Genomic DNA, 21,821 nt, shown 5'->3' on the forward strand with positions numbered 1-21,821 from the left:
GCTTCGCGCACTTATTCGTTCAATGGCAGATCATACAAGCTTAACCCGCTTTGGGCGCGAAGTGATACCTGTGTCGCTACGTTTGCGGGTGTGATGACGGTGACTCGGTCTGCGTTGGACAGAGCGAAATGTATGAGCCAGTCTTCGTCCACTAGCGGCAGAGTACCAAGTATGCGGCCGCGGTCATCTTCTTCCCCTAGCTCAATAGGTAGTCCTTCCGTGACCCAGATGGATTCTTTTTCCACAGCTATTGTGGCCTTAGTATCGGCTTTCTTGAACCCGAATGGATCCTTGGGATCGAATGGTATCTCTTGGGCGCGCGGTGTTGCTACGTCATCGGTTAGTTGCGGATTACTGATTCGATCCAGGCGGAAAGTGAGGTGCTTCTCCTTATCGTGGTCCCATGCGGTCAGGTATACCTGCGAGTCAAATGTGTAGATGCGTGCTGCGGACACGGTGCGGCTTTCCACCGCGCCGCGATAGGCGGAGTTGTAGGTAAATGTTAGCTGCTTGCGCCGCTCCATAGACTCGCGGATGACATCCAAATCAGTTTCCGGCACATAACCGTGGCCCTCTGAATCAAATACGGCGACGGTGTCCATGCCCATGATATCGCGCAGTTTGTTGGCTGCGCTGACCACGGCTGTGCGGTCCACCAGCCCAGGCACGTTTTCAAGGTTTTCCAGCGCAAGCAGGAGTGCTGCTGCTTCCGTTCGGGTAAGACGCAGTGGCTGGTCCATACCTTGGCTGTCGAGAATTTGCACACTGGCAAGCGATGCTTCCATGTCTACTAGTTGGTCTGGGAAGGTTCCTGGGCCACAGCAGAACAGCCGCGATAGATCATCGCGGACTTGGGTGGGGGTGGATCCTAAGTCAGCTGCCGCTTCCATCATGGACCTACCTGGGTGAGCCTTGAAATATGGCAGCAGGTTAAGCATGCGCACCAGGTCATTGTGGCGTTTGTAAATGTGACTCATTTTTAAGCTCCTGCGGCAACGTGGAGATGCTTGACGACGCTGGCCACCACATCAGGCGGTCCCAGTACCTTGGCGTGCGGCGTGCATGCGCACGCCGTTCGGACCAACCAGTCCAGGTCGACGTCGACAAGCTCAAAGACTTGGGGTTCCGTTTCTGTGCCTGCTGCGACGAGCTCCGCGCACCCCTGCGGGTTGAGCGCGTGAATCTGGGCGGTGACAATGGATCGCCCGCGGCGGAGCTGATCTTCCACAAGATCTTGAAGATTCACTTTAGGGTCTGCAGGGTTGAAGTCGCCGTAGGAAGCAACTACGTCATCCTCCATATCCAGCGGCACCACCTCGGCAACACGCGTAATGCGGAAACACCTTGCCTCATCCCGATCGAGGTCATGCCCAACCAAGTAGAGACGGTCGCGCACACTTACGATGCCCCACGGATCCATCCAGCGCTCCACTGGTTCAGCGGTCACATTCGCCGTATACATGAAGGAGATACGCGTGTGGTTCTTCGTGGCTTGGAGTATCTCGTCTAGCGTTTTTGCAGGCAAAGACGTGAAATCGTTCACGCTGGTGAATTGTGGCGTCATGGAGAGGTCTCTGTGGACGCCACTTGCGGCAATTTTTGTCCACCCAGAGCGTGAGAATGTAGCTAGCTCGTCCCCGTTGCCCATTTGTCCCGCCAGCGCGAGTACGGTCGCCTCCTCGGGAGTAAAAGACACCTCTGGCAAACGGTAATCATCTGCTTGCAGGCGGTAGCCTACGTGTTCTCCAAGTGCGACAGTTTCTATGGGGACACCAGCGGCCATAAGCTGCTTACGGTCGCGGTTAAACATTTTGTTCAGGGCACGGAGAGATTTCTTCTCATCCGCAGTGTTGAGGTCATACCCTGGAACATTTTTGACGACCCAGTCGAAGGTAAGGAAGGACTGGCCAAACTTTTCCAAGTTGAGGAAAGCGAATGTGAGATTGACCAGTCTCTCAATCTGCTCATCTCTTTTGAGAGGTGTAGACATTGGTTACATCCTTACTGTGAGGGAGAGGGACACCATTTCGATTTTAAGATTTACTGATAGTGTTCCCCGTTGGCGTTCATGTAGTCGATGAGTGGTTGGACCGCGTCACTGTGGGCTTGGAAAGGGTCCAGTAGCTCCACCAGCTGTGGCTCTGGGCGCGATACCTTGAGCCTCAGCCAATCTACAGATACCGGTGCGCCCATCTTGTGCGCATGAGTGATGAATTCACCACGAAGCTTGGCGCGGGTGGTCTGAGGCGGCTGGTTCATAGCCTTAGTGACCGCTTCATCGTCAATGAACCGCGACGCGACCCCTTTTGCCTCAAGCGCCTTGAATAGTCCGCGCCCTGGGCGGATATCGTGGTAGGTCAAATCTATTTGTTTGAGTTTGGGATGGCTAAAGTCATCGGCTTCCAATCCAAGACGGCCTTGGAACCGTTTCAGCAGCGTGTACTTGATGGCCCAATCGATATCGGTTGAGATTGAGGTCAGATCGCCGGACTCAATTGCGTTGAGTGTCTTTTCCCACAAGGTGACAACCTGCTGCATGTCCTCCTGCGGCGTACCAAGTTCCGCGTCGGTGTCTGCGCGTGTGACCAACCACCGTTTAGCAGCTTCAAGGTAAGCGCGCTGGATTTCCAACGCGGTCATTGTCTCGCCACTGGCGAGGGTCACGGGAGCGTTACCGGTGATGTCTCGGGAAATCGCTTTGATCGCAGAGATGTCGTTGAGCGCCAGCGCACTGAAATCTTCACCTGCCTCGATCATTTCCAATACCAGCAAGGTTGACCCCACCTTGAGGGCTGTAGTGACTTCGGACATGTTGGAATCACCCACGATAATGTGCAGGCGCCGGAAGCGATGAGAGTCTGCGTGAGGCTCGTCACGGGTGTTGATGATAGGACGAGATCGAGTGGTGGCAGACGACACCCCCTCCCATACGTGGTCGGCTCGTTGTGAGAGCTGGAACTTGCCGTCGACTATGTGGCCAGCACCGGCAATGAGCTGCCTAGTAATCAGGAAAGCCAAAATATCGCGACCCAAGTGCTTAAGCACCACGTCGCGGCTTACTAGGTAATTTTCGTGGCATCCATAACTGTTGCCCACCGTATCGAGATTGTTTTTGAACAGGTACACCTGCCCGCCAATTCCGTCGCGTGCCAGATTAGCTTCAGCATCGATGGCCAACTGGTCCACAATCCGGTCGCCGGCGTGCTCGTATGCGATGAGCTGGCGGAGGCTGTCGCACTCAGCTGTAGCGATCTCCGGGTGGGAGCCCACATCCAGGTAGAGACGAGACGCGTTGGGGTGGAAAATATTACTGCTTCCCCACTCCTCAATTACTGGCCTAAACATGTAGCGGGCAGTTTCCTCTGGGCCCAGTCGCTTGGTGGAATCAGCAACGCATGCGATGCCGTATTCCACCTCGATGCCCATGATGCGACGACGGAAAATGGTCATGGCCGTTTACTGGCCGCCTTTCTGAACATACGAACGCACAAATTCCTCTGCGTTTTCTTCAAGCAGACCGTCGATTTCATCCAATAAATCATCAACGCCTGCGGTATTGATTTGGGCTTGACCGGCAGCCTCGGCGTTGAAATCTTCGCCGTCGTCGCCGTTGCCGCCAGAAATCTGCGACTGTGGGTTAGTCATAGTAAGTCTCCTTTAACTCTTTCTCGATTGTAGAACTATCGTCTCGAGGGCTAGGCCTCGCACACGCCTGCGCGAACGAGTCCGTCCCACAAGGTGTGGGCCGAATCGCTCTTATCCACGATCTCCCCTACCTCCGCGCGGGTAAAGCCGTCCAGGTGAGTTATTCTGATCACGTGTTCGCGGTCTTGGACCTTAAGCACCACTGACTCCCACGACGCGCTGAGGACGTCACCAGCAAATTTAAGGGCCACGGCGCCGCGGAAGTAGGCACGAGTATTCTCCGGTGGGGTATCAGCCGCGGCCAGGATTTCATCCTCGCTGAAGATAGTGTGCATCGCGCCCTTACGCACCAGTGCGTGGTACAGGGATTTTTGCGGGTCAATGTCACAGTACTGCAGGTCAACCAGCGCGATCTTCGGGTTAGCGATATCCAGGCCACGATCCACAAAACGCTTGATCAGTGCCCACTTAGCGCACCAGTCGAGTAGGTGTGCCGCTGCATCAGCACCGCCAGACATTAATAGCTCTAAACATTGCTTCCACAAACGGATCACTTCGTGATCGGAGGGTGAAGACGCAACAGGCGTTACACGTTCAAGGTAGATGCCTAGAATTTCCAGTGCAGTCAGCTCGCGGCCGTCCTTGAGCTTAAGCTTGTAGGTCAGTGACAGGTCATGCGACACTTTCTTTACGTCTGAGACGGCGTTAGCAAGCTGTAGGTCCGTAAAATCCACACCTTTTTCAACGGCGTCAATGACCAGCGTGGTCATGCCGAGCTTGAGCAGGGTGGATTGCTGTGACATATTGGCATCGCCGATGATGACGTGCAGGCGTGCCCCGGTCTCTGAATCCGTGTGTGGCTCATCACGAGTGTTGATGATTCCGCGATTGAGGGTGGTCTCCAGCGAAATCTCTTGTTCGATGTAATCAGCACGCTGGCTAATTTGGAATCCTGGCTTTTGGCCACGCTCACCAATGCCCACTCGACCAGCGCCGATCAGAACTTGTCGAGTGGTAAAGAATGGGATCAGAGCCTGCGCTAACGCATCAAAGTCGATATCCCTACTGTAGAAGTAGTTTTCGTGGCTACCGTAGGATGCGCCCTTGCCGTCGACGTTGTTTTTGTACATCTTGAGTTCCGGGCAAGGATCGTGGTGATCGAGAACTGAGTGGTCTTGAGCGGTGTAATCCGCGACGGCCTTTGCTGCGCGGAGTAAGATGACGTCACCGGCGGCGTCGTAAAGAGTGGCGTCGAGCGCGTTGGTGGTTTCCGGTGATGAATACTCAGGGTGTGCATGATCCACGTAGAAGCGTGCGCCCGCGGTAGTGACCACGTTGGCAACACCAATGGCGTTTGGATCTATTACTGGCACCGTGTGGTAGCGCCGCAGGTCAAAGCCACGCTGGTCACGCAGAGGGTGCTCTGATGCAAAATCCCAACGTGCTCCAGTGGCACACGGCTGAGTGGCGCCGTACGCCACGACTGCGTGGGTAGATGTCACGATTGGTGACACCGCGGTGTTAGACGGCGTGGCGATGCCGTATTCAGTTTCCGTACCAATAAAACGAGACAACTTCTTCCCCCTTCTAGTCTTCCTCGTGCAGGATCGTAACTTTGTCCACTCGCGTTCCCACACGCCCGATCACCTTGGCCCATTCGTCGGGGCTCGAGGTGTTGGGCAGGTCTTCGCTCTCACTGTTTTCAGCGTCTACTGCTGCCATAAGGTGCGTGGCGCTGATTCCTCGACCGAGGCCCGCTATCTGATCCTTGATAGCGTTCTTCTTCGCTCGATCTACAATGTTTGCGATCATCGCGCCGGAGACAAAGTCGCGGTAGTGGTACGTCACTTCGCTGCCGTCAACCAACGTAAGTCTTACGAATGGGTGATCCTCGAAAAGTTTGGTGGCGCAGGCATCGATCAGTGAATTGGCCGACTCTGCCAATGGGAGTGCATCAGTGATGTACCGAGCCAGGATCTCTCTCGCTCCGGCTTCTGTAGGCCGGTTGATGCGAATCTTTACATCGAGGCGTCCTGGCCGCAGGATTGCTGGGTCAATGAGCTCCTCGCGGTTGGTGGCGCCGATAACGATAACGTTGGAGAGGGATTCCACTCCGTCCAATTCAGTCAGCAACTGCGGCACGACGGTTGTTTCCATGTCAGAGGACACGCCCGAACCACGAGTGCGGAAGATGGATTCCATCTCATCAAAGAACACAATGACGGGGCGTCCGTCTTGGGCTAGTTCGCGTGCACGCTCGAAGATGAGGCGGATGCGGCGCTCCGTTTCACCGACGTATTTGTTGAGCAGCTCTGGGCCCTTGACGTTGATGAAATAGCTGGCGCTGCCGTCGCCAATGCGCTTGGACAACGAGTTCGCTACGGCTTTAGCGATCAAGGTTTTGCCACAGCCCGGTGGGCCGTATAGCAGCACGCCCTTTGGCGGATGTAAGTCATATTCGCGGTAGAGCTCGGGGTGTGCGAAGGGAAGCTCGACGGCGTCATGAATCTGCTCAATCTGCGTATCAAGACCACCGATGTCTTTGTAAGTGACGTCTGGGACTTCCTCGAGGGCCAAGCGTGAAACTTCAGTTTTAGGGATCACCTCGAAGGCGTAGCCTGCTTTGGTATCCACCAGGACGGAATCTCCCGGCCGCGGAGGGCGCACGTCACCGCGCAGCACGGCTTGTGCCAACTGCACCAAGCGTTCTTGGCCGTTATAGTCCGCAATCAGCGCGCGGTCGGCACCGATCATCTCAACAATCTGAGCGAGCTCCCCAGTGTGAGCTGGCTTATCGACGTCCACAATGATGTTGCCCTCACCAAGACGCACCTGCACGCCCGGCACTAAGGCGCCGGTGTCAACACCGGGCAGGATGTTAACGCGCATCCTCCGGCCGAGGGTGAAGATCTCAGCGGTACGTCCCCCAGATGAGAACTCTAGAAATGTGCCGTAGGTGTTGACTGGTTTCGCCAGATCCTCCAACTGGGCATGTAAGCTCACGAGCTTCTCCCGTGTAGCTTTCAGCATTTCGGCCAGCTTAGCGTTGCGGGATGATAAGTCCTGAGTGGTTCTCTTCAAACGCGCGAGTTGCGCTTTTGTGTCTTCTGCGCCTGGGAATGCGGCTGAGTGTGACGTCGAAGAATCCATAACAGGTAAGTTTACCTACGCTTCGTACCGGCGTACGACTAATCGACACTGCCAGTTGGATTTGTAGGGGAAGAATTGTCCTGATCACCCCATCAGAAACCTGCGTTGCAGAGCACGGGTTAAAAAATGGCGCATCTTCAGTCGAACTGAAGATGCGCCAACGTGTGATCGCTACTTTCGCGCGCGACGCTGTGGGCGCGGCGGCGTGACGCCGTCGGCAAGCCTTCGCGTCCAAATGAGAAACGCGGTGTGCGCATTCATGCGGTGCTCAGGGCGGGTGGCAAGCCCTTCTACTCGCCAGTCGCGCACCAGCGACTCCCACGCGCGTGGCTCAGTAAAGCATTGCTGCTCACGGATACCTTCCATAACCTTCATGAGCTGCGGAACGGTTGCCACATAGGTCATGAAAACGCCACCAGGAAGGAGCAAATCCTTGACGGTGTCAAGGCACTCCCACGGTGCCAGCATGTCCAAAATGATGCGGTCTACTGCCCCACCAATATCCTCCTTGGTGACATCCTTGAGATCACCTAGACGCGGATCCCAGTGAGCAGGGCGCTCACCAAAGTATTCATCAACGTTATTCTCTGCAAACTCGAGGTGATCCGCCCGGATTTCGTAGGATATGACCTTACCTTTATCGCCGACTGCACGAAGCAGCGCCATAGATAACGCACCAGATCCAGCGCCCGCTTCGAGCACGCGAGCGCCTGGGAAAATGTCGCCTTCGACGAGAATCTGTGCGGAGTCCTTAGGATAAATCACCGCCGCACCGCGTGGCATGGACAACACATGGTCCACCATCAAGTGGCGAAAACATAGGTACTCGTAGCCCTGGTCAGACTTGACCACGGTGCCCTCATGAGAACCGATGATGTCGTCGTGGTGAATACATCCCTTGTGGGTGAAGTACTTCTCGCCCTCCTTAAGAATGAGGGTGGCGTGCCGCCGCTTTGGATCGGTGAGCTGGACGCGATCGCCCGGCTGGAAAGGTCCTGAATAAGCCATGCAGATTAACCTACCAAATACTGGTGCAGAGCCTTGGTAATGCCGTGCACGTCAGTGACAGAGCACAGCTCGCGCGCCGAATGCATGGACAGTAGCGGGATACCCACGTCTACGGTTGGGATGCCCAAGCGCGTTGCGGTAATCGGGCCAATAGTAGATCCGCATGGCATGGAATTCTTACCCACGAACACCTGGTTGTTTACTTGTGCAGCAGCACAAGCCCTCGCCCACAAAGCCTCAGTAACAGCATCAGATGCGTAACGCTGGTTGGCGTTGATTTTGAGTGCAGGGCCTTGACCCATGAGGGGGTGGTTATTCGCATCGTGACGTTCGGCATAGTTGGGGTGGATAGAATGCGCAGCGTCAGCAGACACACAGCTGGAGCGAGAGTACATGCGACGTATGGAATCAGGTGTGGCACCTAACGCGTACGCAGTTCGTTCCAAAACATCGTGGAGAATTGGGCCAGCGGCGCCAGTTGTGGATCCGGAACCAACTTCCTCATGGTCGAAGCAAGCGAGCACGAGAACGTCATTGTTAGTGCCGTCTACTACGGAATCCTGAGTTGCTCGGATGAGAGCCTGAACTCCTGGGAACACGCTGGATAGGTTATCTAACCGACCAGCTGCCAAGAACTCACTGGTTGCACCGAAAATCTCTCCTGGCTGGGCATCGACGGTGATCAGGTCGTGTGAGACGATCTCCTTGGCATCAACGCCTGCAGCCTCAGCAATCACATCCATGATGGATAGATGAGGCTGCCCCACAGAAAACACAGGCTGAACGTGCTGCTGGCGATCAAGAGTGAGAGCGTCGTTGGAGGTTCGATCCAAATGAATAGCCAAGTGCGGAATGCGCAAAACCGGTGGCGTGGTGACTAGCTTGGTAGTGCCGTCAGAAAGCGCGATTCGACCAGCTAAAACCAGCTCACGGTCCAACCAGGAACTAATGATTGGGCCACCATAGACCTCAACAGCTGCTTGCTGCCAGCCCACGTTCTGAATATCCCCTACATGCTTCAGCTTGAAACCTGGGGAGTCATTGTGTGCTCCGATAATCCGGAAGCCTGACTCCTCCGGAGTTGCACCCTCAGGAACGAACCAGGCCATAAGCGCGCCGCCGCGAATAATGAAGTGACCACCGGGGGTAGCATTCCACTCGTCCTTTTCACTGTGGCGTTTAAAACCCGCTTCCTCAAGTAACCCAGCGCCAGCTTCTGCTGCGTGATAAGAACTCGGGCTCTGAGCAATAAAGCTAATGAAGTCATACGCCATGGACTCTGCTTCTGCGGTAATGTCTGCCATGGCCTCATCGGACAGCGTGGAATTCTGCTGCCCAATTTTAATGACATGATCCGGCTGAATCTCATCCGCTTCAGTCATCTTGGCTTTCTTAGTTGATTTTTTCGCTGCGTTTTCGCTCATAACCAATAAGCATAGCTATTGCCCATGAGCCTACGCAGAATCTTTCAGGCTTGGTGCTAGGGTTCTTACCCGATATGAAAAAATTAGCGCTCTCCCCATCCCGTGCCAGTGACTACCAACAGTGTCCACTGCTCTACCGCCTGCGAGCTATCGATAAGATTCCAGAGCCCTCCACTGTTGCGCAGGTCAAAGGAACCCTCGTGCACGCCTGCTTAGAAGATATGCATGGGTGGCCACGCGAAGAGCGCACATATCCCGCCGCAGTTAAGCGCCTCAAACCAAACTGGGAGAAGATGACGTCCAAGGAGCCTGAACTACTCGAGCTCGTTCCGGAATCCGAGACATACGATTTCCTTGTCGAGTGTCGCAGTCTCATTCGAGGCTACTTTGAGATGGAAAACCCACAGGGTTTCGATGCACATGCCTGCGAGATGTATATCAACACCGAACTTCCTAATGGAGTGCCAGTCCGTGGCTTCATCGATCGTGTGGATGTGGCCCCCACCGGAGAAGTCCGCGTCGTCGACTACAAAACCGGAAAGAAGCCTCTGCCCCGCTACTCTCAAGCGGCACAGTTTCAAATGCGTTTCTACGCCCTGGTGTGGTGGCGGCTGTACAACCACATTCCTGAACAGCTGCGTTTGATGTACTTAAAGGTCAATGACTCCATGTTTCTTACCCCATCTAAAGAAGAGCTGGAGTTTTTTGAACGTGATCTGAAGGAGCTGTGGGACAAGATTGAGGCGGATGGTAAAGCGGGTGACTTCCGGCCTAAGACGTCAAAGCTTTGTGGCTGGTGTGCCCACCAATCACTATGCCCAGCTTTTGGTGGTACTCCACCTGAGTATCCTGGCTGGCCAAACGACTAGCCAGCCAATAATTGACAAGCGCCCTTACTGTTTGTCCACATTCGAAAAAAACGTCACGCCCTCACTAGGACGTGACGTTTAATAGTGAGCCTGTTGCTTAGAACAGTCCGGTGATCTTTCCTTCTTCGACATCAATTCCGTTGGCGGCGGGGACCTTAGGTAGACCCGGCATGGTCATGACGTCACCGGTGAGTACCACGATGAAACCTGATCCGATGCGTGGAAGCAGCTCTCGCACATGCAACGTGTGCCCCGATGGTGCTCCTAGTGCCGAGGGGTCATCGGAGAAAGAGTACTGGGTCTTGGAAATGCAGACTGGAAGTTTGTCCCAGCCGTTAGCTTCCAAGTACTTCAGATCCTTCAGTGCCTTTTTGGAAAAGTCCACCTTTTCCGCGTGATAGATGGTGCGAGCTATTGTCTCAACCGAGGCCTTAAGGCCGTCGGCTGGATCATACAGTGGCTGTGAGCCTTCGCCCAATGACGCTATGACAGCGTCGGCAAGATCGGTGGCACCATCGCCACCGTCAGCCCAGACGGTCACTGGGACAAGCTTGACGCCAAAGTTCTTGGCCCACCGCTTCATGAACTCGATCTCAGCCTCAGTATCAGAGGTGAACTCATTTAAAGCTACAACCGGTTCCACTCCGAATTTACGCACGTTTTCCACGTGACGCTCCAAATTACAAACGCCTGCCTCGAGCGCCTCAATGTTTTCATCTGTCAATTCGGTGCGAGCCACACCTCCGTTGTATTTCAGAGAGCGCACCGTCGCCACAATGACACTGCCGGCCACATCAATCTCACCGGCTCGGGCCTTAATATCAAAGAACTTCTCTGCCCCTAGGTCGGAGCCGAAGCCAGCTTCGGTGACGACGACGTCGGCAAGCTTCATCGCGGTCTTCGTCGCAATGAGTGAGTTACAACCGTGCGCAATGTTAGCGAACGGACCACCGTGCACGAACGCAGGGGTGCCACCGAGAGTCTGCACCAAATTCGGGTTAATCGCTTCCTTCATCAGCGCAGTAAGCGCGCCGGCTCCACCGATATCATCAACAGTGACCGGGTTACCGTCCACATCCTGCGCTACGACAATCTGGCTGATGCGTGCCTTGAGATCCTCTAAATCAGTAGCCAAGCACAGGATTGCCATGATCTCGCTCGCAGCGGTGATGGTGAATCCTGTCTCTGTAGGTACGCCTTGGGACTTACCACCTAGACCAGTGACAATATGGCGCAGGCTGCGGTCGTTAACATCCATGCACCGCTGCCAGGTGATGAGCCGGTTGTCTATGCGCTTCTCATTTCCACGCTGAATATGGTTGTCCACCAAGGCAGCGAGCGTATTCGTTGCGGAGGTAATTGCGTGGAAATCACCAGTGAAGTGAAGGTTGATGTCTTCCATCGGCACCACCTGTGAGTAGCCACCGCCAGCAGCACCACCCTTAATACCCATAACTGGGCCCAAGGACGGTTCACGCAAGGCCACCATAGCGTTATGGCCATGCAACCGCAGTGCGTCTGCCAGACCAATCAATACCGTGGACTTGCCTTCTCCTGCGGGTGTTGGAGAAATTCCAGTGACAAGAATGACCTTGCCATTGGCCTCGCCTTCAATTTTTGCAGCGTCTACCTTGGCCTTAGTACGGCCAAAAGGAATAAGGGCATCGTCCGGTATGCCAGCGCGAGCGGCTATATCACTAATCGGTTCCAGTGTGTGTGCTTGGGCGATATCAACATCAGAGGCCATATGGTTTTCCTAACTTATGCTTTTGGGTTCGTGGATCAGCGCCACAGACAGCGCAGATTGGGCTCCGCTTCCACGTTATCAAGATTTATCCGTGCGGAATCAGGGTGGGTAAGCAAGAAGCCCAACACTCAAGATGTTGGGCTTCTTCGAAATAATTAGCTGTCCAGGAACAACTCTCCGCGGAAGACAGGATGCATCAGGTTTTCTGGGCTAAGTACCTGATTCAAGGTTTCTTCGTCCATGAGACCCTTTTCCAGAACCAGTTCTCGGACAGATTTACCGGTTGCTGCGGCTTCCTTACCGATCAAATCACCGTTGTGGTGTCCGATGAATGGATTGAGGTAGGTGACAATACCGATGGAGTTTTCGACGTAAGCACGGCATACATCAGCATTGGCGGTGATTCCTACAACGCACTTTTCGCGCAGCGCATCGGCTGCGTTGCCAAGAATGCGGATGGACTGGAACAAGGCCTCACCAATAACAGGCTCCATCACATTCAGCTGGAGCTGACCAGCTTCCGCCGCCATGGTTACGGTGAGATCATTACCGAATACCTTGAAGCAGACCTGATTTACTACCTCTGGAATAACCGGGTTGACCTTAGCTGGCATGATGGATGAACCAGCTTGGCGTGGTGGTAGGTTGATCTCGTGGAGTCCGGCGGTTGGGCCGGATGAAAGCAGGCGAAGATCGTTACAGATCTTGGACAACTTCATAGCTGCGCGCTTTACTGCGGAGTGTGCATGAACATAGGCACCAGTATCGGAGGTAGCCTCGATCAAATCGCGAGCAGACTTCATCTCGTAGCCGGTGACCTCCGTCAGCGTTGCCGTGACCTGATGACGGTAACCGGAAGGAGTGTTCAAACCAGTGCCAATTGCGGTAGCACCGAGGTTGATCTCCAGAAGGCGATCAGCGGCGTTACGCAGAACGGCCTGCTCTTCAGCCAAGTTGTGGGCGAAAGCCATGAACTCATCACCCAGCGTCATAGGTACAGCATCCTGAAGCTGAGTGCGACCCATCTTGAGGATGTCCATGAACTCGCTACCCTTGTCGCGGAAAGCACCCTGCAACGCTTCAATCTGACCAATCAGCGTATTCATGCAGTCGTATACGCCCAGGCGAAAACCCGTTGGGTAGGCATCATTAGTGGACTGAGACATATTCACGTCATCGTTTGGGTTGATGATGTGGTACGCACCCTTCGGCTCGCCCAGGTATTCTAGCGCCAAGTTTGCGATAACCTCATTGGTGTTCATGTTCAAGCTGGTGCCAGCGCCACCTTGGAAGACATCCAGTGGGAACTGATCCATGCAGCGACCCTCATCGAGGATTTGATCGCACGCCCACACAATTGCCTCGCACTTCTTTGAAGGGAGGGTGTGCAGACGTCGATTTGCCAGCGCGGCGGCCTTCTTCACTCGTACCATGCCTCGAATGAATTCAGGCACGTGGTTGATGGTGGTGCGAGAAATCTGGAAGTTGTCCATAGCGCGTAGTGTGTGGACGCCGTAGTAGACATCATCCGGTACCTGCATCTCACCGAGGAGGTCTTCCTCGATACGGAACCCCTTCTTTGCTTTAGTAGAGCTTTCAGCTTTGTCAGCCTTGTTTGAATTGCTAGCCTTGTGGGCTACGTCAGCCTCAGCGACCTTTTCATCTTTCTTGGTCTTGGAAGACTTCTTGGTGGTTGCCATTGGTGTGGCTTCTCCTTTGTGGGGTGAAGTTGGGGTGGTCATATTTTTTCTTAGTTATCAGAAAGTACGTCCGGTTTTTATTCACGTCTCCTTCACACACGCCCGTAATCCGAGAGTAGTTGGCTCTGGACTAGTTTTTCAGTTGTTATCGCCCTTAGCCTGTTCCGATTATTACTGCAGGTCGATTGAAAGATATCCAATTTTGCTTGCAACCATGCTGGTATCCGCATTATGAGGACTGCTTCCTGCGCCAGCAATCGCCTCACTCTTTTCCGCAGAGGGGTGAAGATGGCTCTACCCCCGTTTCGGACAGGAGGATAGCTGGTGAGTAACAGAGTGGTATCAAAGAATGACCCCACCGAATAGGAAACTCAACGCCACGGCGATAGCAATACACACCGTGCCAGGGATCAAGAACGGATGGTTGAACACAGCACTGCCAATGCGGGTGGAACCGGTGTCATCCATTTCCACTGCAGCGAGCAAGGTTGGGTAGGTGGGCAGAATAAACAGAGCGGACACCGCTGGGAATGCGGCAACTGCTGCCAAAGGTGAAACTCCTACAGCTAGTGCCGCCGGAATAAGCGCCTTGGCTGTAGCAGCCTGCGAATACAGTAAGGCTGCAGCGAAGAATAGGACGACCGCAAGCATCCATGGGTAGTTAGCCAGTAAGTTGCCAGAGAAGCTCTGAATATTTTCGATGTAGTGGTTGATCAAGGTGGTGCCCAGCCACGCGACGCCAAGGACACAGACACTAGCGCTCATTCCGGACTTAAATACTTGAGTACTTAAGATCTCATCCGGCCGAATCTTGCTGATCAGAACAATGACCGTAGCAGCCGTGAGCATCATCGCCATGATTGCCTCATTACGCGGCAGAGCTGGATCGGTAACAAGCCCGAACTGCTCGGAAATGAGGGTTGCATAGATCATCACTGCAAGGATGGCGAGCATGAACACCATGACGGAACTCGTAGCTGCCTTCGTGGGCTGGTAGTTGGACTCCCCTCGTGGCTTTGCCACCAAACCTTTTTCTAGACGGTCTAGGTACACATGATCCTCGTTGAGATCCTTGCCTAAATGACTACATAGCCACGCCGTTGGGAAGATAGCTAGGAAAGTGGAAGGGATAGCAACAGCTAACAACGGTAAGTAGCCAACCCCGAGGGGTTCGAGAGTTGCTGCCATAAAAACCACGGCTGCTGAAATTGGTGATGCAGTAATTGCAAGCTGGGAAGCTACTACGGCTACTGAAAGTGGCCGGGATGGACGCACCCCAGACTCTTTGGCCACTTCTACGATCACTGGCAGGGTGGAGAAGGCAGTGTGACCGGTGCCCGCAAATAGAGTCATCAGGTACGTCACCACTGGGGCCATGAAATTAACGTGCTTGGGATTACGGCGAAGCATCTTTTCGGCCAAATAGACGAGGTAGTCCATGCCGCCAGCTTTCTGCATCGCGGAAATCGCAGCGATGACGCACATGATGATGCCAACAACGTCAAAAGGGATGTCACTTTGGGTCACGGGAACGCCAGTGAGCCCAAGCATCAAAACGCCCAAACCGCCAGCAAATCCGATGGCAATAGAACCTAGTCTGGCGCCAATGACGATCGCCACGAGAACTATAAGAATGTGCAGTAAAGCCATGTTACGTGTCCCATTTCAATTGGTGTGCAATTAGCGACAATGGAGCGAAGCCCGCCACTTCTCACACTTCGCTGATGGCTCGGCTTCCTACGTCAATTGCCGTCACTATTAGTATGACTCCGCAAACGTTTGCATGCTAATTGCAGTGACGTGGGATATCTCTCATCCACCCCACAGTGATCCCCTGAATCGACAAAGGCCGGTCGCGCTGATGCAGCGGCCGGCCTTTGTGAGGGTGATTCCTAGATGCGTGCGATCCGTATTTCGGAAGCAAGGATCGCTTGAGCACCCAGTGCAGCAAGTTGATCCATGATTGTATTCGCCTGCTTGCGCGGCACCATCGCACGTACCGCTACCCAATTGTCTCGCGCCAAAGGAGAAACAGTTGGGCTGGAAAGTCCAGGCGTGATTTCACGTGCTCGGTCTAGTTGATCCTTGTTGATGTTGTAATCAAGCATCAGGTAGTTCTGCGCGTGCAAAATACCACGGAGACGGTTCAAGAAGACATTGTGTTCTTCAGTAACTTCTAGCCCTTTGCGACCCACGACCACAGCTTCACTATCGATGAGCGGTTCACCGAATGGCTCAAGCCCCTGCTTCCTTAGGGTGCGTCCGGTGGAGACAACGTCAGCGATAGCATCAGCTACGCCCAAACGGATGGAGATCTCCACCGCACCATCAAGACGAATCACTGATGCCTCGATGCCTCGCTTTGCTAGATCATCGCGGACCAAGTTTGGGTAACTAGTGGCAATACGCTTGCCTTCCAGCATTGGGATCTCCCAGAGCTGATCATTAGGCGCTGCGTAGCGGAAGGTGGAGGAACCGAAGCCCAGGGCCATGACCTCATCTACCTCCGCGCGGGAATCTGCAGCCAAGTCACGGCCGGTGATTCCGAGATCGAGTTGACCGTTGGCTACGTAGATAGCAATGTCCTTTGGGCGAAGGAAGAAAAACTCTACATCGTTCGTGCGGTCAATGACGTTGAGCTGCTTAGATTCGCCGCGGCCCGCGTAGCCAGCCTCTTGGAGAATCTCAACTGCAGCTTCGGATAAGGAGCCTTTGTTAGGGATCGCAATCTTGAGCATGAAGACAACTTTCGATTTAGACAGGGATGGATGTTACGAGTGGCATGTGTGAGTGGTTACAGATGCTTGTACACGTCTTCCAAGCTCAGTCCACGCTTAATCATGATCACCTGCGCCCAGTACATTAGCTGAGAAAGTTCTTCAGCGAGCTCATCGTCGGACTGGTATTCCGCAGCTAGCCAGACCTCGCCTGCTTCCTCGATGACCTTTTTACCCAAAGTATGGAGTCCTGAATCCAGCGCTTTAACGGTTCCGGAGTTCTCTGGGCGAGTTTCTGCTTTTTCTTGCAGCTCTGCAAATAGGCTTTCGAAGTTTTTCACGCTTAATAGTATGTCACAGATTGCATCATTATTTTAGTTGGAGCGGAAATTATGCACGTATTGTGCCTTAGCTCGACTGCCCGTACTCGTATCCTTCACCATAATTAAGTGCTCTCTCATACCACTGCTGGAGACTATCCACTGTAACGCCGGCAAAATCGATTGACCCGTTATTGAGGGTTCGCATAGCACACACAGCTTTTGGCAAATCCATGTCTGGTTTCTCCGGTAAACCAATGACTACACAACCGGCATTAGTGGCGGCTGTCATTCCGCCGAAGGAATCCTCGAAAACCAAACACTCCTTTGGTTCGCACCCCAATCGCCGAGCAGCCTCGCGATACATATCTGGAGCAGGCTTTGCCTGCGGAACCTCGTCACCGCAGACGGTCGTCTCAAAATAATCAAGACCGATGGTGCCGAACGGAACCTGAGCCACTCTCCGTTCGGTGTTGGTTGCGATCGCCATGGGGATTGATGCGGCCTTGCAGGCGTCGAGAAGCTCACGGACCCCAGGCCGCAGCTCCAGCTCAGTGGCCATCAACGTGTCCATGCGGGAGTAGAGAAAATTTTTCCACCACGCGCGATCAAGGGAATCTGGGTCGTGACCGGCATTTCGTGCGCAGAGTTCAAAAGTAAAAGTGAAGCTCGTTCCAATGCATGTTTCGCGTTGCTGCGGAGTCAAGCGCTTGCCCAGGGCCTCGCTCATTTCGTAGGTAGCTTTTTCCCACAGGATTTCCGAATCAACAAGTGTGCCATCCATGTCCCAGATAATTGCTTTCATAGTAAACACTCTAAGGTGTTGAGCACCCACGAGCTAAATACTTTTCGCAATGCAAAGCCTTGACTAGCATCTCTCATCAAATATTAAGATAAGAAATGCATTATTCAATGCCCACGCATCTAGCCTAAGGGCTCCACCTATGCGACCGCTCCTTGTCCTCACAGCCGCTGCCATCGCTAGCGTTAGCCTCGTGTCCTGTTCAGATCCGAATACTTCCTCGGCCCCCGCAACCATCACTACAGTGGTCACCGTTGCCGATGCCCCAGCCTCCACGCCGCCATCTCCAGCATCCGGCGACACAGGCACCGCGGCCGCAGAAACAAATCCGGAACGCGCAGTGGTGGACGCCACCGGAGTAGGCGCAGTGTGCAACCGCGTCCTAGCAAACGGTGATGAATTGAAAGTAGGAGAAGCCACCTCATGTGAGTTTGCGCTAGCCATGTATGAGGCAGCCCTCGGTGCGACTTACTACATGCATTCTTCTGATCCGACGATAACGGCACTCCCAAGAACCTCGTTTGAGCTCCGTAGCCCTGTCACCGGTGAAACCTACCCCATCAATTGCTACAGCGGCTCTGATGGAAAGGGTTTACGTTGTTATGACAGTAGTGAACCGGATCCTAATCACGCGACAGTCAGCATATGGGTGAGCAATTGGGAGGACGGAGTAACGTCTCGAATGAATATTGCCGGTTAAGCCGGATGCATCGAAAAACGGGTTCGGCAGCTACATTGAGCTTCCGAACCCGTTTGGCTTATTAGACGTTAAAGTACTTCGCCTCAGGGTGGTACAGCACGAAAGCATCCGTGGACTGCTCTGGGTGTAGCTGCAGTTCCTCAGACAAGGACACGCCAATGCGCTCGGGCTCAAGAAGCTTCACTAGTGTGATGCGATCCTCTAGGTTCGGGCATGAGCCGTAACCGAAACTAAAGCGCGCACCGCGGTAGTCAAGGTCGAAGAAGCGCTCTGGGTCCGCAGAGTCTTCGTCGCCAGCATGTGTACCGTTGTCCAATGAGATCTCCGAGCGGACACGGGCATGCCAGTACTCGGCAAGAGCCTCGGTGAGCTGAACGCCTACTCCGTGGACCTCCAAGTACTCGCGGTAGTTGTCAGCTGCAAACAGTTCATTGGCGAATTCTGCAATCGGGTTACCCATGGTCACCAACTGCATTGGGAACACGTCAACCGTGTTCGTCTCCAGAGCTTTGGCACGGGAGCGGATGAAGTCCGCGATACAGAGGAACTTTCCGCGCTGCTGACGAGGGAACGCAAAGCGAGCGATCTCTTCCGCGTCAGGTTTTGGCTCCGCCAAGATTACTACGTCATCGCCCTCGGATACGGCCGGGAAATAGCCGTAGACGATTGCCGCGTGATCTAAGATTCCTTCGCTCTTGAGACGGTCAAGCCAGTAGCGCAGGCGCGGGCGGCCGTCCGTTTCCACGAGCTCTTCATAGGACGGTCCTTCGCCACCGCGGGTGGCCTTGAGGCCCCACCTGCCCATGAAGAGGGCTCGTTCATCCAGGAGTGAGATGTATTCGTTGAGTGCAACACCCTTGACAATTCGGGTACCCCAAAACGGCGGTGTGCCTAAGGCAACATCCTCGGAGACGTCGCTGCGGTCCGGAACCTCTACGGGTTCCTGAGCCGCCTTTCGTTCCGCTGCGATTTTCTTGCTGCGCTCTCGGCGCGCTTTACGCTCAGCTTTCTTCTCAGCCTCGGCGATCGCCTCGGGTGAGGATGCGTCAACGCCGTCACCGTTTTTGATGGCCATGAATTCGCCCATGAGCCGGAGGGTTTCGAATGCGTCCTTGGCGTAGCGGACGTCACCGTCGTAGACCTCGGTTAGGTCGTCCTCCACGTAGGCCCTAGTTAGTGCAGCTCCACCTAGTACTACCGGGTAGTGGGAATCTCCGGATGCATTCATTTCCTGGAGATTTTCCTTCATGATGACGGTGGATTTGACCAACAGGCCGGACATACCAATCGCATCTGCGTTGTGTTCCTTGGCGGCTTCCAAGATGTTGGAGATGGGCTGCTTGATGCCAATATTGACCACGTTGTATCCGTTGTTGGACATGATGATATCCACCAAGTTCTTGCCGATGTCGTGAACGTCACCCTTCACGGTGGCGAGCACCATGGTGCCCTTGCCGCCGGAATCATCGGCGGCTTCCATGAAGTCTTCCAGATACGCCACGGCATGCTTCATTGTTTCCGCGGACTGGAGAACGAATGGCAGTTGCATTTGGCCGGATCCGAAGAGATCGCCAACCGTCTTCATGCCCTCGAGCAGATCCTCGTTGACAATTTGCAGCGGCGTTTTTTCCTTCATTCCCGCGTCGAGATCAGCCTCAATGCCGTTCTTTTCTCCGTCAATCACGCGTTGTGCGATTCGCTCAAACAGTGGCATCGCGGCGAGTGCTTCCGCTCGTGCGTCCTTCGCAGACGCAGCTGACACGCCCTCGAATAAGTCCATGAAGGTCTGCAGTGGATCGTAATCGTCGGTGCGGCGGTCGTAGACCATGTCGAGAGCTACTTCACGCTGGCGTTCATCGATGCGGTTCATGGGGATGATCTTTGATGAGTGCGCGATGGCGGAATCCAAACCAGCCTCAATACACTCGTTCAGGAATACGGAGTTGAGAACTTGGCGCGCCGCTGCGTTCAATCCGAAGGAGATGTTTGAAAGACCCAGGGTGGTGTGGACGCGCGGGTGGCGTTTCTTCAGCTCACGGATCGCCTCGATTGTTTCGATGCCGTCGCGGCGGGTCTCTTCTTGGCCCGTGGAGATCGGGAAGGTTAAGGTATCGACGATGATGTCAGACTCATCCAATCCCCACGTCTGTGTGATGTCTGCAATAAGACGTTCGGCAATCTCCACCTTTTTATCGCATGTACGTGCTTGGCCTTCCTCATCGATCGTCAACGCGACCACGGCTGCGCCGTGCTTTACGACCTCTCTCATGATGCGCTGGTAGCGGGACTCTGGTCCGTCACCGTCTTCAAAGTTCACAGAGTTCACCGCGCAGCGACCGCCAAGGTGCTCCAGGCCAACACGGATTACGTCAGGCTCAGTGGAGTCGATCATGATCGGCAGCGTGGATGAGGTCGCCAGAAGGCTAGCAAGTTTTGCCATGTCCTCGGTGCCGTCTCGGCCAACATAGTCCACACACAGATCGAGCATGTGGGCGCCATCGCGAGTCTGCTGCTTGGCAATGTCCACACACTTTTCCAGATCGCCTGCAATCATTGCTTCCCGGAACGCCTTGGATCCATTGGCGTTGGTGCGCTCGCCGATCATGGTAATACCCGTGTCCTGCGTGAGATTTACGCTGGTGTACAGGGAGGACACTGCGTCCTCTGGCTCAACGTGGCGCTCTTTGCGCTTCGCAGGATTTTGGCCAACAACAGCGTCGTGCACAGCGGAGATGTGCGCCGGTGTGGTGCCGCAGCAACCGCCAACCATGGAGAGGCCGTAGTCCTGAACGAATCCGCGCAGAGCTACGCCAAGATCCTCGGCGCTTAGAGGGTATTCTGCGCCATTCTTGCCCAGAACCGGCAAGCCAGCGTTGGGCATCACTGACACAGGGATCTCTGCGTTCTGGGATAGGTACCGCAGATGTTCACTCATTTCATCTGGGCCGGTGGCGCAGTTGAGGCCGATCATATCTACGCCGAGGTTTTGAATAGCAGTCAATGCTGCACCGATCTCAGAGCCCAGCAACATAGTTCCGGTGGTTTCGACCGTAACGTGCACGATAATCGGAACCGCCACGCCTAACTGCGCGAATGCTTCTTTCACGCCAAGGACTGCGGCCTTAACCTGCAGGAGATCCTGAGCAGTTTCGACCAAGATGGCGTCGGCTCCGCCCTCGACCATACCTAGCGCTGCTTCAGTGTAGTAAGACTTCAGGTCATTAAACGGCGCGTGCCCGAGGGACGGCAGTTTGGTACCCGGTCCCATTGAGCCCACCACGAAACGGCGCATCCCTTCGCGGCCTGGCCCCATGCGGTCGGCCACGTCGCGGGCGATCTTTACGCCCTTAAAAGACAGCTCGCGACAGCGGTCCGCAATTCCATAGTCGCCTAAGTTCGGCAGATTGCAGCCAAAAGTGTTGGTTTCAACTAAATCCGCGCCCGCGGTGAAGTACGCCTCGTGGATCTGCTCGAGAACGTCTGGGCGGGTGTGATTGAGGATTTCATTGCAGCCTTCAAGGCCAAGGAAATCCTTCTCTATGTCTAAGTCGAAGCCTTGGAGCTGAGTGCCCATGGCGCCATCGCCGATGAGGACGCGCTCTTTAGCCGCGTCGAGGAAAGCTGACTTGAATTCAATACCGTTGGTCTTCATCGAATAGACAGCTTAGTACGTTTGATACTGTGATCTGAATTATTAACGCAACATTGAATATATTTATTCTGACAGGCACACAGATTC

Annotated in this window: 17 protein-coding genes; 2 read left to right on the forward strand and 15 right to left on the reverse strand. The window is 54.4% G+C overall.

All coding sequences use genetic code 11. The annotated features are described in order from the left end of the window. Positions 1–11: 11 nt before the first annotated feature. From ACXM2N_RS06070 to ACXM2N_RS06105, 8 genes are all read right to left on the reverse strand, one after another. Positions 12–977 carry a helix-turn-helix transcriptional regulator gene (locus tag ACXM2N_RS06070; RefSeq protein WP_458486907.1) on the reverse strand — a complete coding sequence of 322 codons (966 nt, stop codon included), beginning with the start codon at positions 975–977 and terminating at the stop codon, positions 12–14. Between the two features lie 2 nt (positions 978–979). Then, a complete protein-coding gene (locus tag ACXM2N_RS06075; RefSeq protein WP_458486909.1) occupies positions 980–1,990 on the reverse strand; it encodes a helix-turn-helix transcriptional regulator in 1,011 nt (336 codons plus the stop codon). 50 nt (positions 1,991–2,040) lie between these two features. Continuing rightward, entirely contained in the window at positions 2,041–3,450 is a 1,410-nt protein-coding gene (gene pafA / locus ACXM2N_RS06080) for a Pup--protein ligase (RefSeq protein WP_458486911.1), read from the reverse strand. 6 nt (positions 3,451–3,456) lie between these two features. Next, positions 3,457–3,645 carry a ubiquitin-like protein Pup gene (locus ACXM2N_RS06085; RefSeq protein ID WP_458486913.1) on the reverse strand — a complete coding sequence of 63 codons (189 nt, stop codon included), beginning with the start codon at positions 3,643–3,645 and terminating at the stop codon, positions 3,457–3,459. Between the two features lie 50 nt (positions 3,646–3,695). Beyond that, the gene (gene dop / locus ACXM2N_RS06090) at positions 3,696–5,219 is read right to left on the reverse strand and encodes a depupylase/deamidase Dop (protein WP_458486915.1); all 1,524 of its coding nucleotides are present in this window, start codon (positions 5,217–5,219) and stop codon (positions 3,696–3,698) included. A 13-nt stretch (positions 5,220–5,232) separates the two neighbouring features. Then, entirely contained in the window at positions 5,233–6,795 is a 1,563-nt protein-coding gene (gene arc, locus ACXM2N_RS06095) for a proteasome ATPase (protein WP_458486917.1), read from the reverse strand. Between the two features lie 171 nt (positions 6,796–6,966). Next, complete coding sequence (locus ACXM2N_RS06100; RefSeq protein WP_458486919.1) at positions 6,967–7,803, reverse strand: tRNA (adenine-N1)-methyltransferase; 837 nt, start codon at positions 7,801–7,803, stop codon at positions 6,967–6,969. A 5-nt stretch (positions 7,804–7,808) separates the two neighbouring features. Next, complete coding sequence (locus tag ACXM2N_RS06105) at positions 7,809–9,107, reverse strand: M18 family aminopeptidase (protein WP_458491038.1); 1,299 nt, start codon at positions 9,105–9,107, stop codon at positions 7,809–7,811. Between the two features lie 194 nt (positions 9,108–9,301). Between ACXM2N_RS06105 and ACXM2N_RS06110 the strand changes: the two genes are divergently transcribed. After that, a complete protein-coding gene (locus ACXM2N_RS06110) occupies positions 9,302–10,096 on the forward strand; it encodes a RecB family exonuclease (protein WP_458486921.1) in 795 nt (264 codons plus the stop codon). Positions 10,097–10,193: 97 nt separating this feature from the next. Here ACXM2N_RS06110 and ACXM2N_RS06115 read toward each other — a convergent pair whose 3' ends face one another. From ACXM2N_RS06115 to ACXM2N_RS06140, 6 genes are all read right to left on the reverse strand, one after another. Continuing rightward, complete coding sequence (locus ACXM2N_RS06115; protein ID WP_458486923.1) at positions 10,194–11,843, reverse strand: formate--tetrahydrofolate ligase; 1,650 nt, start codon at positions 11,841–11,843, stop codon at positions 10,194–10,196. A gap of 155 nt (positions 11,844–11,998) precedes the next feature. Continuing rightward, on the reverse strand, positions 11,999–13,543 hold the full coding sequence (aspA, locus tag ACXM2N_RS06120) for an aspartate ammonia-lyase (RefSeq protein WP_458486925.1): 1,545 nt from the start codon (positions 13,541–13,543) through the stop codon (positions 11,999–12,001). Positions 13,544–13,885: 342 nt separating this feature from the next. Further along, entirely contained in the window at positions 13,886–15,193 is a 1,308-nt protein-coding gene (locus tag ACXM2N_RS06125) for an anaerobic C4-dicarboxylate transporter (RefSeq protein ID WP_458486927.1), read from the reverse strand. A gap of 242 nt (positions 15,194–15,435) precedes the next feature. After that, entirely contained in the window at positions 15,436–16,281 is an 846-nt protein-coding gene (gene hisG, locus ACXM2N_RS06130) for an ATP phosphoribosyltransferase (RefSeq protein WP_458486929.1), read from the reverse strand. A 56-nt stretch (positions 16,282–16,337) separates the two neighbouring features. Continuing rightward, positions 16,338–16,601: a phosphoribosyl-ATP diphosphatase gene (locus tag ACXM2N_RS06135; protein ID WP_458486931.1), complete on the reverse strand. Its 264-nt coding sequence runs from the start codon at positions 16,599–16,601 to the stop codon at positions 16,338–16,340. A 67-nt stretch (positions 16,602–16,668) separates the two neighbouring features. Further along, positions 16,669–17,385 carry an HAD family hydrolase gene (locus ACXM2N_RS06140; RefSeq protein WP_458486933.1) on the reverse strand — a complete coding sequence of 239 codons (717 nt, stop codon included), beginning with the start codon at positions 17,383–17,385 and terminating at the stop codon, positions 16,669–16,671. A gap of 139 nt (positions 17,386–17,524) precedes the next feature. Between ACXM2N_RS06140 and ACXM2N_RS06145 the strand changes: the two genes are divergently transcribed. Then, a complete protein-coding gene (locus tag ACXM2N_RS06145) occupies positions 17,525–18,082 on the forward strand; it encodes a hypothetical protein (protein WP_458486935.1) in 558 nt (185 codons plus the stop codon). Positions 18,083–18,143: 61 nt separating this feature from the next. Here the strand turns inward: ACXM2N_RS06145 and metH are convergent, their stop codons facing one another. Continuing rightward, positions 18,144–21,734 carry a methionine synthase gene (metH, locus tag ACXM2N_RS06150; protein WP_458486937.1) on the reverse strand — a complete coding sequence of 1,197 codons (3,591 nt, stop codon included), beginning with the start codon at positions 21,732–21,734 and terminating at the stop codon, positions 18,144–18,146. Between the last annotated feature and the right edge of the window lie 87 nt (positions 21,735–21,821).

It is taken from the genome of Corynebacterium sp. ZY180755, from assembly GCF_054331495.1.